Raw genomic sequence first — 12,664 nt, 5'->3', positions numbered from 1 at the left:
CTGGGCCGGCCCGGAGACGAGGAGTGACGATGGCGGACCGGACGCTTTCCCGCAGCCGTGCGAACCGGCCGGGCGGCCGCTGGGCCGCGCTGTGCGCGTCGGTCGCCCTGCCGCTGGCCCTCGGCCTGACGGGCCCGGCCGCCGCGTCCGCCGCCCCCGCGCCTCCCGCCCCCGTCCCCGCCCTCGACCTCGCCACGGCGGTGGCGTACGGGCTCGTCCACCCGGAGGCGGCCCCCGCCGGGGCCGACGACTGGTCGTGCCGCCCCTCGCGCGCGCACCCCCGCCCGGTCGTCCTGCTGCACGGCTCGGCGGCGAACGCCTACAACAACTGGAGCATGCTGGCCCCCTATCTGAAGAGCCTCGGGTACTGCGTCTTCGCCCCCAACTACGGCGGCACGCCCGGCAACCCGTTCAAGGCGACCGGGCCCGTGCCGAAGTCGGCCCGGCAGATCGCCCGGTACGTCGACCGCGTCCTGAAGGCGACCGGCGCCCGCAAGGTCGACCTCGTCGGGCACTCGCAGGGCGGCGGCCCGACCCCGCGCTGGTATCTGCGCTTCGAGGGCGGCACCGACCCGGCGCACCCCGAGCGCGGCAAGGTGCGCCGCCTGATCGCCCTCGCCCCGTCCAACCACGGCGGGAACCTCTCCGGGGTCGGCACGGTGACCGGCCGGCTGGGCCTCGACCCCACCGTGTCCGCGGTGGTCGGCCAGGCGTGGTCGGACCAGATGCCGGGCTCCGAGGTGAACCGCACCCTCGACCGCGACGGTGACACCCGGCCGGGCGTCTCGTACACGGTCGTCTCCACCCGGTACGACCTGTTCGCGACGCCCTACCGCAACAACTTCCTGACGGCCGGCCCGGGCGCCACCGTGCGGAACATCCTGATCCAGGACGTCTGCCCGCAGGACGTCTCGGACCATCTGTCGCTCGCCTACGACACCAACGCCGCCCAGCTCGTGCGCAACGCCCTCGACCCGGCGCACGCCCGGCCCGTCCGGTGCGGGATCACCCTGCCCCTGCTGGGCGGCTGATCTCCGGGGGCGCGGGCACTCACCCGGATGTACTAAGCTGCTCCCAGAGCCGGTCACCGCAACTCGCGGTCGCCGACCCTGCGTTGGTGGTCCAAGGAAAGACGCCCCGCTTCCTGCGGGGAGATGCAGGTGCAAGGCCTGCCCGGCGCTCCAGACGAGGCCCGTCCGCATGACGCGGACGGGCCTCGGCGTTTCCCCGTGGCGCACATGCGGCGCATGGATCAGGGCAGTAGTCGTCATCAGTGAGGGTCCCGGCCGCCACCACGACGAGGAGTACGCCATGTCATCCACGGGACAGAAGGATTCACCCGCCACCGACGCCGACGGCGAACCTACGCTCAAGCGGGTCATGGGTCCCGGTCTGCTGCTGCTGTTCATCGTCGGGGACATCCTCGGCACCGGCATCTACGCCCTTACCGGACAGGTCGCCGGCGAGGTCGGGGGAGCGGCGTGGCTGCCGTTCGTCATCGCGTTCACCGTGGCCCTGATCACCGCCTGCTCCTATCTGGAGCTGGTCACCAAGTACCCGGAGGCCGCGGGTGCCGCGCTGTACGTGCACAAGGCGTTCCGCAAGCACTTCCTGACGTTCCTGGTGTGCTTCGCCGTGATGTGCTCCGGCATCACCTCGGCGTCGGCGGCCTCCAGAGCCTTCGCGGCCAACCTCGTCACCGGGTTCGGCCTGGACGGCGGCGACGGGCTGATCCTGGCGATCGCCCTCGGCTTCATGGCACTGGTGCTGCTCGTCAACCTGCGGGGTGTAAGCGAAAGCCTGAAGGTCAACGTGTTCCTGACGGCCGTGGAGCTGTCGGGTCTGCTGCTCGTCGTCCTTGTCAGCGGCTGGTTCATCGCCGGGGGGAACGCCGACTTCTCCCGCGTCGTCGCCTTCGAGAGCGCCTCCGACAAGAACGTCTTCCTCGCCGTCAGCACCGCCACGTCGCTCGCGTTCTTCGCCATGGTCGGCTTCGAGGACTCGGTCAACATGGCGGAGGAGACCAGGGAACCGACCCGGATCTTCCCCCGCATGATGTTCACCGGGCTCGGCATCACCGGCCTGATCTACGTCCTGGTGTCCGTGTGCGCGGTCGCGGTCGTGCCCGTCGGCCGCCTCGCCGACAGCGAGACGCCGCTCGCCACCGTCGTGCAGACGGCGGCCCCCGACTTCCCCATCTCCGACCTGCTGCCGTTCATCTCCATGTTCGCCGTGGCCAACTCGGCGCTGATCAACATGATGATGGCCAGCCGTCTGCTGTACGGCATGAGCCGCAAGGGCGTCCTGCCGCCGTTCCTGTCCAAGGTGCACGCGGTACGGCGCACCCCGCAGGCGGCGATCCTGTTCACCACCGTCATCGCCTTCGGCCTCATCACGTTCGTCTCGCTGAACCCCGACAGCCCGGTCGTCGCCCTGCTCGGCGGCACGACCTCGCTGCTGCTGCTCACCGTCTTCGCCGGTGTGCACGTGGCCGTCCTGGTGCTGCGCAAGGACACGGTGGCGGCACCGCACTTCCGGGCCGGCCGCGTCCTGCCCGTCGTGGGGGCGGTCGCCTGCCTCTACCTGGTGCTGCCGTGGTCGTCGGGACGCCCCGGCGACGAGTACCGCATCGCGGGCGTGCTGCTGCTCATCGGCGTCGCCCTGTGGGCGGTGGCCTGGTTCACCCGCGACCGCACCCCCTCCGCCACCTCCTCCGCCACCGACGACACGGAACGCCAGGCGCGGCGCTGACACCCGGCGGGCCGGGCGGGCACGCGCCTGCCCGGCTCAGCCCGCGAACGGTCCGCGGACCGCCTTGAACCGCTGCATCGCCGTCAGCCGGACCGCGAAGCAGGCGGCGGCCACCGCGGCACCGGCGTTCAGGAGGTCGGCCGCCATGTACTGCGCCACGGCCTCCCGCACCTCGGTGAGGCTGTCGCTGTCGGCGTACCGCGACGCGGCGTACCGGCCGAGCAGCGTGCCGCCGACGAACAGCCCCCACCACACGTTCACCGGCCAGAACGACGGCCGCCGGGGCAGCGGCGCGGCCGCGCCCCACATGTCGACGGCGACGCGGTACGGCATCCAGAGGTTCACCAGCGGGATCAGCCAGCCCCCGATGGCCCATCCGCGGCCGTTCCGGAAGGCGTCGGGTGTCAGCACGCCCAGGTCCCGGCGCATCAGGAAGAACCAGACGACGAAGACGACCATGCCGGGCAGGGTCACCATCCCCTGGAGGTCACCGGCCCGCTCGTACAGCGTGTAGGCGCCGTCGAGCGCCCTGCCCGGGTCGCCCTCGGTCAGCATGCGGATCCGGAGACCGGCGAACACCGCGAACAGGTCGGTCAGGGCCATGCCCGCCAACAGCACGCAGACGACGGCCAGGAGCACCTGGGACGCGGGCCGCACGGCGCCGGGCAGACGCGTGTGCGGCTGCGGCTGCGGAAGCGGATCAGAGGAAACGGACATGACGACGACCCCCCACGGGCGACGAGTGGAAACGGCCCGCGGAGATCGCGTGCGGAGGAACGATAGGCGAGGACGGCGGCCCCGTCCACGCGGTTCGCGGCGGCTGCGCACGGGCCGCCCGCCGCCCCGGGCGCGTCACTCGGGCGCGGAGGTGTCCGGAGCCGCCGGCAGCGGCCCCAACCGGCTGCGGAGGAACGGCTCCTGGGAGAGGACGGCACCCACGCTCAGGGCGATCGCCACGGCGACGCACACCACGATCAGCCAGGACAGCATCACGAAGACCGAGCCGACCGAACCGTAGTCGGCCAGCGCCCGGTTGAGGGCCCGCGGCATGTAGAAGTGCGCGGACACGGACAGACCGCTGACCGCGACCGCCGTGATGACGGCACCCGGCAGCAGCGGCTTCCACGGCACGGCCCCGCCCAGCAGCAGATGCTGCGTCCACCACCACATCAGGGCCTGCATCAGCAGCACGATCGGAAAGCCCAGCGTCGCCCCCAGCCCGAACCCGTTGTGCAGCAGCCCCTGCACGACCAGCGCGGCCAGCCACAGCGCGATCCAGGCCAGCCACCGCCACGGCGCCACCTTCGCCCGCGAACGGGGCATGACCCAGGCCCTGCGGCACAGCCGCTGCACGGCCCGGCTCACCGCGGTGGCCGACAGCAGCACCATCAGACCGCCCACCACGCCCGTCGCCTGCCGCAGATCCTCCGACGGCGGGTGGAACGTCTGCTCCACGTCCGCCTTGGCCTGCCCGGTCAGCCCGAACACCGTCGTGATGGACGTCGTCACCTGCTCCTGCACCGACTCCGGCGCGTACGCGCTCAGCACGAACAGCAGCGGCACGGCCGTCAGGAAGCACTGCGCGGCGATCCGGGTGGCCGAGTCGAAGATGTTCACCGACACCAGGCGGTCCACGATCCCGGTGATCACCGGGAACCGGCGCTCCAGCCGCGCGTGGACGGCCGTCGCCCACTCGGTCGCCGCCCGGGCACGCTCCCGCCACCAGGTGGCGCGCAGCGGTGACGCCCGACGCCGGCGAGTCTCCATCGAGCCGCTCCTTCCCACGTCCAGAGTGCGCGAGGACGCGGTGCCCGGCACCCCGTCGGCCGCCCCGTGTGCGCGGCCACGCGAAGATGCGGGCGCCAGGCGCGCGCGCGTACCCTCGACGCGTACCGTGCCCGATGGGATCGCCCATGGTCCTCGACCTGATGCTCGTCGCCCTCGCCATCACACTCGATCCCCTCCCGCTGATGGCGTTCGTCCTCGTGGTGGCGTCGGCCAGGGGAGTACGCACCGGGCTCGCGTTCATCGCCGGATGGATGGCGTGCTTCGCCGCCGTCCTGGTCCTCGTCCTGACCCTGACCGGCGGCAGACCGCCGGAACCGCGCTCACCGCCGTCCACGGCCGGCCTCGCCCTCCGACTCGCCATCGGCGTCGCGCTGGTCGCCTACGGCCTGCGCAGGCACCTGCTGCGCCGCCGCGGCCGCGAGGAGAGCGGACGGCGCGACCGCAGAGCCGAGGCACCCGCCGGCGACACGCGCGATGGATCGTCGTCGTTCCTCGGCTCCCGGCTGGAGCGGGGCGCCGTCTGGCCGGCGGCCGTCCTCGCCGTGCTGCTCCAGCCGTGGGGCCTGGTCGCCGCCGGAGCCGTCACCGTCGTGGACGCCGACGGCGACGACACCTCGACGTGGTTCGTCCTCGTAGCGTTCTGCCTGCTCGCCACCGCCAGCCTGCTCTGCGTCGAGACGTACATCGCGGTCCGCCCCGAGCGGGCCCGGCAGCGGCTGCTCGCCATGCGCACCTGGATGGCGGACCACGCCGGGCAGGCGATCGTCGCCGGCAGCGTCCTCATCGGCCTGTACCTGGTGGGGAGGAGCGTCTACGGCCTGGCCGGCTGACCGGGCGCCCGCGGTCCCGCGCGCCGATCCGGGACCGCCGCCCTACTCTGATGCGGAGGGGGAGACCGGTACCGGCACACCGGGAGGTCCGCCCCGATGGACGACTACCCCCTCATCGAGGACCACGGCCTGGTCGGTGACCTGCAGACCGCGGCCCTCGTGAGCACCGACGGCAGCGTCGACTGGTTCTGCGCCCCGCGGTTCGACTCGCCGAGCGTGTTCGGCGCCCTGCTGGACAAGGACAAGGGCGGGCACTGCACGGTCCGTCCCCGGCACGGCGCGTACGCGACCAAGCAGTTGTACCTCCCGGACACCGCGATCCTGGTGACCCGGTACATGACCGAGGCCGGCGCCGGCGAGATCCACGACTTCATGCCCGTCACCGGCACCACCGTCACCGAACGGCACCAGCTGGTGCGGATGGTCCGCTGCGTGCGGGGCAGGATGACGTTCGAGGTGGAGATCGCCCCCCGGTTCGACTACGGACGCCGCCCGCACCGCCTGCACATCACCACGCACGGGGCGACGTTCATCGCCGACGACGGCTCGAACCTCACCGTGCACCCCGTCCGGGAGCCGCACGACGAGCGGCTGCTCGACGTCCTCGCCGACCGGCGCGACGCCCTGCACTTCACGATGACGCTGGAGGCCGGGCAGGAGCGGGGCCTCGTCCTCGAATGGGGCGGCGACGGGACCTCGCGGACCATACGGCTGGCCGAGTACGAGGATATGTTCCGCGAGACCGTGCGGTACTGGCGCTCGTGGCTGCACCAGTCCCGGTACACCGGCCGCTGGCGGGAGACGGTGGAGCGGTCCGCGATCACCCTGAAACTGATGACGTTCGCGCCCACCGGGGCGGTCGTCGCCGCCCCCACCGCCGCGCTGCCCGAGCAACTGGGCGGCGAACGCAACTGGGACTACCGGTTCACGTGGATCCGGGACGCGTCCTTCTCCGTGTACGCCCTGCTCGGCCTGGGCTTCACCGAGGAGGCGCAGGCGTTCATCCACTGGCTGTCCGACCGGGTGAGGGAACGCGCCGGAGCCCGTGGCCCCACCGGCCCCCTGAACATCATGTACCGGGTCGACGGCTCCTCCGACCTCGGCGAGCAGACCCTCGACCACTGGGCGGGCTACGCAGGCTCGTCCCCCGTGCGCATCGGCAACGGCGCCGCCGGCCAACTCCAGCTCGACATCTACGGCGAGGCCCTGGACAGCATCTACTTCGCGCACCGGCACGGGCACCCGATGGGCCACCACGGCTGGACCGCGCTGCTGACCAACCTCGACTGGCTGGTCGACCACTGGGACCAGGTGGAGGAGGGCCTGTGGGAGACCCGCGGCGGGCGCCAGGACTTCACCTACGGCCGAGTCATGTCCTGGGTGGCCTTCGACCGGGCGCTGCGGCTCGCCGAGGCCAACGGGCGGCCGGCCGACCCCGACCGCTGGCGCAGGGCGCGCGACGCCTGCTACGAGCAGGTGATGAGCAAGGGCTGGAGCCGGTCCCGGCGGGCGTTCGTGCAGCACTACGGCAGCGACGTCCTCGACTCCTCGCTGCTGCGGATGGCGACGGTCGGCTTCATCACGCCCCAGGACCCGCTGTGGACGTCCACCCTCACCGCCATGGAGGAGGAACTCGTCAGCGACAGCCTGGTCTACCGGTACAACCCCGAGGCGTCCCCGGACGGCCTGGCCGGCTCGGAGGGCACGTTCTCGCTGTGCACCTTCATGTACGTCGACGCCCTGGCCCGCGCCGGACGGACCGACCGGGCGCGTCTGGTGTTCGAGAAGATGATGGGCTACGCCAACCACCTGGGCCTGTACTCGGAGGAGATCGCGCCGACCGGACGGCAACTGGGCAACTTCCCGCAGGCGTTCACCCATCTGGCCCTCGTCGACGCGGCCCTCACCCTGGACGCCGCACTCGACCGGAAGTGACCCCCCTCCCGGCCCGTCAGCCGCCGGTGGCGAACCCCGGGAACAGCGTCATCCCGCCGTCCACGAAAAGGGTGGCGCCCACCACGTAGTCGAACAGGTCGGAGGCGAGGCCGACGGCGGCGTACGCGATGTCCTCCGGGTCGCCGATGCGCTCGTAGGGGATGAGCCGCTGCAACTCCGCGCGCGCCTCGGGGGTCTGCCAGGCGTCGCGGTTGATGGGGGTCCTGATGGCACCCGGGGCGATGGCGTTCACGCGGATCTTCTTCGGCGCGAGTTCCTGGGCGAGGGTCCCCATCATCATCTGCACCCCGCCCTTGGACGCCGCGTAGTTGACGTGCCCGGCCCACGGGATGATCTGGTGCACCGAACTCATGCAGATGATCTTCCCGGCGGCGCGGGACACCTCGGGGACGACGCCGCGCCGCAGGAACTCCTTGGTGACCTCCCTCGCGCACAGGAACTGCCCGGTGAGGTTGACGTCGATGACCTTGCGCCACTGCGCGAGGGTCATGTCCGTGAGCGACGCGTCCCGCTGGAGACCGGCGTTGGCGACGAGGATGTCGACCGTGCCGAACTCCTCGATCATCCGGTTCGTCATGGCGACGACCTGGCCCTCGTCGGAGACGTCGGCCCGGTAGGCGGCCGCCCGCACCCCGTGGGACCGGATCTCCTCGGCCACGGCCTCGGCTTCCTCCGCCCCCGTCACGTAGTTGACGACGACATCGGCGCCGGCCTTCCCCAGCGCCACGGCCGTCGCCCGCCCGATCCCGGAGTTCGCCCCGGTGACCAGCGCCTTCTGCCCCTTCAGCAGCTGCGGGGGGATGACGTCACGGGGTCTGGCCTCGGGGGAACTCACGATCACGGTCTCCTGCGCTGCGCGGCCGACTGCCCGGGCCACCGCCCGGAGATCACCCGCCACCCAACCACCCCCACGCCCCCGTCTCCGCGTGGCAGGGCCCGTCGTTGCGCCGACCGGCGCAGCGTCTTCGCCCACGCGACGGCCGCTCTACGAGCTCCGGGTGCCCCCGCTCGCCTGCTGCGCCGCCGGTGCCTCCGCCGGCTTGCCCACGGGTGGGACCGCGCGGCCCGGGGGCAGGAGTTCCACCGTCGCGAAGCCCACGACCGCCGCCAGGAGCACCACCGGCGTCATCTCCGCCCCGCCCATGAGCAGGACGACCAGTACCGCGCTGCTGACCGGGAGGCGCAGCGCGGCGCCGCCCGCCGCCGCCATGCCGGCCGCCATGCCCGGCACGACGCCCAGGCCGGGCAGGGGTGACAGGAGCACACCGGCCGCCGCTCCCAGGAACAGGGCCGGGAACACCGGGCCGCCGCGCAGACTGCCCAGACACGCGGCGTACGCGGCTCCCTTGCAGAGCAGGACGGCGATCAGCGCGCCGACCCCCCACGCGTGCGGGTCCTGCGCCAGCTGCGCCAGCGTGGACTGACCGGACGACGCCACGTCCGCCGGGTCCCGGTCCGTGGCGAGGGTGTACACGGCCCCGCAGACACCGGCGGCCAGCGCGCAGACCACCGTACGGGGCACCGGGCGCCCGGCGACGAAGACCGCGGCGAGCCGCCCGGTGTTCATGATCAGGTGCACGGCGAAACCGACGGCGACGGCCAGGGGGATCGACCAGATGACGTCCCCGGCGTCGATGTGCGGTGTCGGCACGCCCAAATGCAGGGTCAGGCTGCCGGTGGACAGGCCGGTCCAGCGGCCGAACCCGGTGAAGACGAGGGAGCCGACGCCGCTGGCCAGGAGCGCCGGCAGCATCACCGCGAACAGCTGCGGTCCGCCCACCCCGGCGACCTCTATCAGGATCACCGCGCCGATCAGCGGGTTGCCGAAGATCGCCGGCAGGGCCGCGGCCGCGCCGGCCGCACCGAGCAGCGCGGCGCTCTGCGGCGTCGTCGGCGCCCGGGCCAGCCCCGCGAACAGCATGGCCAGACCGCCGCCCAGCGCGATCAGCGGGGCCTCGGGGCCGAGCGTGGCACCCAGCGGCAGGCTGGCGAACGCGGCCAGGACGACCCCCGGAAGAGTGGCCGCGGTCATCCCGGGAGCGTGCAGCCCGGCCGCCGGCACATGCCCGCCCGCGCCGGGCAGATGACGGACCACCAGGCCGACGCAGACGCCGGCGACCGCCAGCAGCGGCAGCGGCCACCACCACGGCGCCGTGTCCCAGCCCAGCGCGTCGGGCAGGTCCGCCCACAGCGCGTGCTCCAGTTCGTGCAGCCCGGCCAGGAACCAGAACGCCAGCAGGGAGACCGGAACACCGATCAGCGCGGAGAAGACGAGCGCCTTCAGGTACGCCGGGTTGCGCAGCATCGCGCGCAGCCGGTCGGCCTCCTCCGGCTGGGTCCGTCCGCCCGGCGGGGACGTCTCGCGCGCGTCCTGCTCGTCGTGCGTCAAGCGAGGATCCGGCGCTTCTGTGCCTCGAACTCCTCCTCGCTGAGCACCCCTTGGGCCTTGAGGTCACCGAGCTGCTTCAACTGGTCGATCTTGGTGGTCATGTCGTCGGCGTTCGGCACCGGCTCGGCCGGGGCGGGCGCCACGGGCGCGGCCTCCTGCCCGTAGGCGAACTGCCGCTGACGGTCCTGCTCGGCCCACCGGCCCGCCTGCCGGCGCGAGACCCGGTTGGACACCGCCGTGGCGGTCCCGGAGATGACGGCCGTGCGGGCGACCCCGCGGAGCAGTCCTGGCATGTCACTCGTCTCCCTGCTGAGATGTGCCCGGGGCGATGGCCGCCGCTGTCACCGTGCGCCGGCGGTGCCGCCCGCGGGGGCCGCCGCCTCGGCCGCGTCCAGCGACGCCTCCAGGCTGTCCATGGGGATACGGCCGCTCGCCACGAGTTCGGCACCGCCGCGCCGCAGCGCACGGGCGAGGGGAGCGGCCCACAGGTTCTCGTAGACCAGTACCGCGGCGGAGTTGCCCGCCTCCAGCGCGGCGCAGGCGTCCTCCAGGTCGCCCTGGTCCAGCAGTCCGGAGGAGGCCCCCTCGAAGATCGTCAGGTCGACCTCGTCGCCGGTGTCGCGCAGTTCCAGGGCCTCGACCGACCCGTCGGTGCCCTTGCGGACGAAGGCCAGGTCGAGGACGCGGATGATGCCCCGGTCGACCAGGTCGACGAGCAGGGGAAGCCCCTCGCCCGTCATCCGGCTGCCGGGGAACTCGACGATCAGGTAGTCGACGGGCCCCATGTCCGCGATGTCCTGGTGCATGGCCTCTCCTCACACGAACGGGTTCGGGCCCGGTCCCGACGCGGGCGGCGGGGGCGTACGCACGCAGCCCGAGTCCGGCCCTGCAGTCATTGCAGCACTCGGCCCGCCCCCCTGCATCCGGGGCGCCGCCCGACGGCCGACGGGCCGGCGGTGCCGGTTGGGCCGGTGCCGCGCGGGCACTCGGAGCGGGTCCCGACGTCTCCGCGCGCAGGAAAGTGAGGGATCACGGTGGCGAAGAACGCGAAGAAGTCCGACGACGGCCTCGCCAAAGGCGACGAGGTGACGTGGAAGAGTCACGGCAGCACTGCCGAGGGCACCGTCGAGCGGAAGATTACCCGCCGTACGGAGGCCGCCGGCCGGACCGTCGACGCCTCCGCGGAGGAACCGCAGTACGAGGTGCGCAGCGAGAAGTCCGGCAGGTCCGCCGTCCACAAGCCGTCCGCGCTGCGCAAGAAGTGAGCGGGGCCGCATGCAGACCTTCCTGCCGGACCCCGACTTCCACCGGACCGCGCTGCTGCTGGACCGGCGCCGGCTGGGCAAGCAGCGCGTGGAGGCGCTCCAGGTCCTGCGGGGCCTGACCGTGCCCGGCTACGGCTGGCGGCGGCATCCGGCCGTCCGCATGTGGACCGGTTACGAGGAGGCCCTCGTCCGGTACGGCCTGGAGATCTGCCGGGTCTGGAGGGACCAGGGGCACCAGGACAGCTGTGCCGCGTCCCTGGTCTCCGGGCTGGCGGCGCACCGCCCCGGCCCCGTCCGGGGGCAGGAGGAACTGGCGGAGGCGGCCGAGCTGCCGCCGTGGCTCGGCGACGAGGCCTTCCACGAGAGCCACCGCTCGGCCCTGGTCCGCAAGGACCCCGACGTGTACGCCGCGCTGTTCCCCGGCGTGGCCGACGACCTGCCGTACGTGTGGCCGGCCTCCGACCGGGAGCGCGCGGCCGCCGCCGGCTGACCGGCGACGGCGGAAAGGAGACGGGGCGTGCTGGGCGTGGTGCGTGACCATCTGGGACAGGCCCTGTTCCGCCGGGTCGCGGGCCCCGACGGCCCGGCGACCCGGGCCCGTATCCATCAGGCCCCCGGGCCCCGCTGGTTCGGGCCCGACCGGCCGATCCGCGCGGTCCACGGCGACGCGTCCATGTTCATCGGCGGGCTCAGCGCGCTGCTGCTGCAGTCCCTGCACCCGCTCGCGATGGCGGCCGTGGCCGGGCACTCCGGCTACCGGGGCGACCCGTGGGGCCGCCTCCAGCGCACCAGCACGTTCCTCGCCGTGACGACGTACGGCACCGCCGAGGACGCCCAGCGGGCCGTCGACCAGGTCCGCGCCATCCACGAGCGCATCCGGGGCACGACCGCCGACGGGGAGCCGTACCACGCGGCCGATCCGCATCTGCTCGGCTGGGTGCACGCCGCCGAGACGGACAGCTTCCTCCGCTCCCACCAGCGCTTCGGCGCGCACCCGCTGGACGCGGACGGCTACGACGGCTACGTCGCCGACGCCGCGCGGGTGGCACGGGCACTCGGCGTGATCGACCCGCCGCGCGACCGCCGGGAACTGGCGGCCCGCCTCGCCGCCTACCGGCCTGAACTGCGGGCCACCCCCGAGGCCCGGGCGACCGCCCGCTTCCTGCTCCTCCAGCCACCCGTGCCCCTGCCGGTACGCCCCCTGTACGGCGGCCTCGCCGCGAACGCCGTGGCCCTGCTGCCACCGTGGGCCCGGCGCCTGCTGTGGCTGCCCCGCATCCCGCTCGTCGAGGACGTAGCGGTACGCCCCACCGGTCAGGCCCTCACCCGCACCATCCGCTGGGTGATGCGCCCCCCGACCACACCCGGCCAGGGCTGACCGCACCTCGTCGCGACCGTGCGCCGCGCAGCGCGAGAGAGCCGGACAGGAGGACGCCTGGCCGCGGCCGGCGCACCGCCCGCATCCGGCCCGGGGGCCCCGCACGTCGGGTGGCCGGCAGGGTGTGCCGTGCACATCCGGGGAGCCGGCGCGCCGCCTCAGCCCTCCCGACTCGCAGGCGCCAGCGTGCCGAACGAGGCACAGGGCCGTACGGCCGAGGCTGCAGCTCGTTCGTGGCCTGCGGGTGAAGTCCGCCCGGGTCGGGTCGGTGTGTCGTCCGGGCGGTGGGGGGTGACGCCGGGCGCCC

13 protein-coding genes are annotated in these 12,664 nt (G+C 73.3%); 7 read left to right on the top strand and 6 right to left on the bottom strand.

Translation table 11 applies throughout. From position 1 onward, the window contains the following. Window positions 1–29: 29 nt before the first annotated feature. The gene (locus ADL34_RS31815) at window positions 30–1,031 is read left to right on the top strand and encodes an esterase/lipase family protein (protein ID WP_062664772.1); all 1,002 of its coding nucleotides are present in this window, start codon (window positions 30–32) and stop codon (window positions 1,029–1,031) included. A 280-nt stretch (window positions 1,032–1,311) separates the two neighbouring features. After that, entirely contained in the window at window positions 1,312–2,751 is a 1,440-nt protein-coding gene (locus ADL34_RS31805) for an APC family permease (RefSeq protein ID WP_062664774.1), read from the top strand. A 36-nt stretch (window positions 2,752–2,787) separates the two neighbouring features. Here ADL34_RS31805 and ADL34_RS31800 read toward each other — a convergent pair whose 3' ends face one another. Beyond that, on the bottom strand, window positions 2,788–3,468 hold the full coding sequence (locus tag ADL34_RS31800; RefSeq protein ID WP_079033999.1) for a DUF4328 domain-containing protein: 681 nt from the start codon (window positions 3,466–3,468) through the stop codon (window positions 2,788–2,790). 135 nt (window positions 3,469–3,603) lie between these two features. Continuing rightward, window positions 3,604–4,518, bottom strand: a complete 915-nt coding sequence (locus tag ADL34_RS31795; protein ID WP_062664776.1) for a YhjD/YihY/BrkB family envelope integrity protein — start codon at window positions 4,516–4,518, stop codon at window positions 3,604–3,606. Window positions 4,519–4,652: 134 nt separating this feature from the next. Between ADL34_RS31795 and ADL34_RS31790 the strand changes: the two genes are divergently transcribed. Beyond that, complete coding sequence (locus ADL34_RS31790; protein WP_234375150.1) at window positions 4,653–5,369, top strand: GAP family protein; 717 nt, start codon at window positions 4,653–4,655, stop codon at window positions 5,367–5,369. Between the two features lie 96 nt (window positions 5,370–5,465). Then, entirely contained in the window at window positions 5,466–7,304 is a 1,839-nt protein-coding gene (locus ADL34_RS31785) for a glycoside hydrolase family 15 protein (RefSeq protein WP_062664780.1), read from the top strand. A gap of 16 nt (window positions 7,305–7,320) precedes the next feature. Here ADL34_RS31785 and ADL34_RS31780 read toward each other — a convergent pair whose 3' ends face one another. The 4 genes from ADL34_RS31780 to ADL34_RS31765 all read right to left on the bottom strand — a co-directional run bounded on the left by ADL34_RS31780 (window position 7,321) and on the right by ADL34_RS31765 (window position 10,520). Next, window positions 7,321–8,166, bottom strand: coding sequence for an SDR family oxidoreductase (locus ADL34_RS31780; RefSeq protein ID WP_384606804.1), 846 nt, complete (start codon window positions 8,164–8,166; stop codon window positions 7,321–7,323). Between the two features lie 144 nt (window positions 8,167–8,310). Continuing rightward, complete coding sequence (locus ADL34_RS31775) at window positions 8,311–9,630, bottom strand: chloride channel protein (RefSeq protein ID WP_062665047.1); 1,320 nt, start codon at window positions 9,628–9,630, stop codon at window positions 8,311–8,313. Between the two features lie 80 nt (window positions 9,631–9,710). Continuing rightward, window positions 9,711–10,007 carry an SHOCT domain-containing protein gene (locus ADL34_RS31770; RefSeq protein WP_062664782.1) on the bottom strand — a complete coding sequence of 99 codons (297 nt, stop codon included), beginning with the start codon at window positions 10,005–10,007 and terminating at the stop codon, window positions 9,711–9,713. Window positions 10,008–10,055: 48 nt separating this feature from the next. After that, window positions 10,056–10,520, bottom strand: coding sequence for a DUF6325 family protein (locus ADL34_RS31765; RefSeq protein ID WP_234375148.1), 465 nt, complete (start codon window positions 10,518–10,520; stop codon window positions 10,056–10,058). 228 nt (window positions 10,521–10,748) lie between these two features. On the opposite strand from ADL34_RS31765, the gene ADL34_RS31760 reads away from it, so the two are divergent. Genes ADL34_RS31760 through ADL34_RS31750 form a run of 3 tightly spaced genes read left to right on the top strand, consistent with a single transcriptional unit; the run spans window position 10,749 to window position 12,357 of the window. After that, window positions 10,749–10,979, top strand: coding sequence for a DUF2945 domain-containing protein (locus ADL34_RS31760; RefSeq protein WP_062664784.1), 231 nt, complete (start codon window positions 10,749–10,751; stop codon window positions 10,977–10,979). Between the two features lie 10 nt (window positions 10,980–10,989). Beyond that, window positions 10,990–11,469 (top strand): MSMEG_6728 family protein, encoded by a 480-nt coding sequence (locus ADL34_RS31755; protein ID WP_062664786.1) that lies wholly within the window; start codon window positions 10,990–10,992, stop codon window positions 11,467–11,469. 27 nt (window positions 11,470–11,496) lie between these two features. Then, complete coding sequence (locus ADL34_RS31750) at window positions 11,497–12,357, top strand: oxygenase MpaB family protein (RefSeq protein WP_062664793.1); 861 nt, start codon at window positions 11,497–11,499, stop codon at window positions 12,355–12,357. Window positions 12,358–12,664: the final 307 nt, after the last annotated feature.

It is taken from the genome of Streptomyces sp. NRRL WC-3605 (genome assembly GCF_001509795.1).
Taxonomy (GTDB): domain Bacteria; phylum Actinomycetota; class Actinomycetes; order Streptomycetales; family Streptomycetaceae; genus Streptomyces; species Streptomyces viridochromogenes.
The sequence above is the reverse complement of the archived record's forward strand: the minus strand, read 5'-3'. Positions and strand labels throughout refer to the sequence as shown.

Bases quoted from the DNA above. Each gene is read 5' to 3' on its own strand.
- ADL34_RS31815 (WP_062664772.1), top strand. From the start codon at position 30: ATGGCGGACCGGACGCTTTCCCGCAGCCGTGCGAACCGGCCGGGCGGC.
- ADL34_RS31805 (WP_062664774.1), top strand. From the start codon at position 1,312: ATGTCATCCACGGGACAGAAGGATTCACCCGCCACCGACGCCGACGGC.
- ADL34_RS31800 (WP_079033999.1), bottom strand. From the start codon at position 3,468: ATGTCCGTTTCCTCTGATCCGCTTCCGCAGCCGCAGCCGCACACGCGT.
- ADL34_RS31795 (WP_062664776.1), bottom strand. From the start codon at position 4,518: ATGGAGACTCGCCGGCGTCGGGCGTCACCGCTGCGCGCCACCTGGTGG.
- ADL34_RS31790 (WP_234375150.1), top strand. From the start codon at position 4,653: ATGGGATCGCCCATGGTCCTCGACCTGATGCTCGTCGCCCTCGCCATC.
- ADL34_RS31785 (WP_062664780.1), top strand. From the start codon at position 5,466: ATGGACGACTACCCCCTCATCGAGGACCACGGCCTGGTCGGTGACCTG.
- ADL34_RS31775 (WP_062665047.1), bottom strand. From the start codon at position 9,630: ATGCTGCGCAACCCGGCGTACCTGAAGGCGCTCGTCTTCTCCGCGCTG.
- ADL34_RS31770 (WP_062664782.1), bottom strand. From the start codon at position 10,007: ATGCCAGGACTGCTCCGCGGGGTCGCCCGCACGGCCGTCATCTCCGGG.
- ADL34_RS31765 (WP_234375148.1), bottom strand. From the start codon at position 10,520: ATGCACCAGGACATCGCGGACATGGGGCCCGTCGACTACCTGATCGTC.
- ADL34_RS31755 (WP_062664786.1), top strand. From the start codon at position 10,990: ATGCAGACCTTCCTGCCGGACCCCGACTTCCACCGGACCGCGCTGCTG.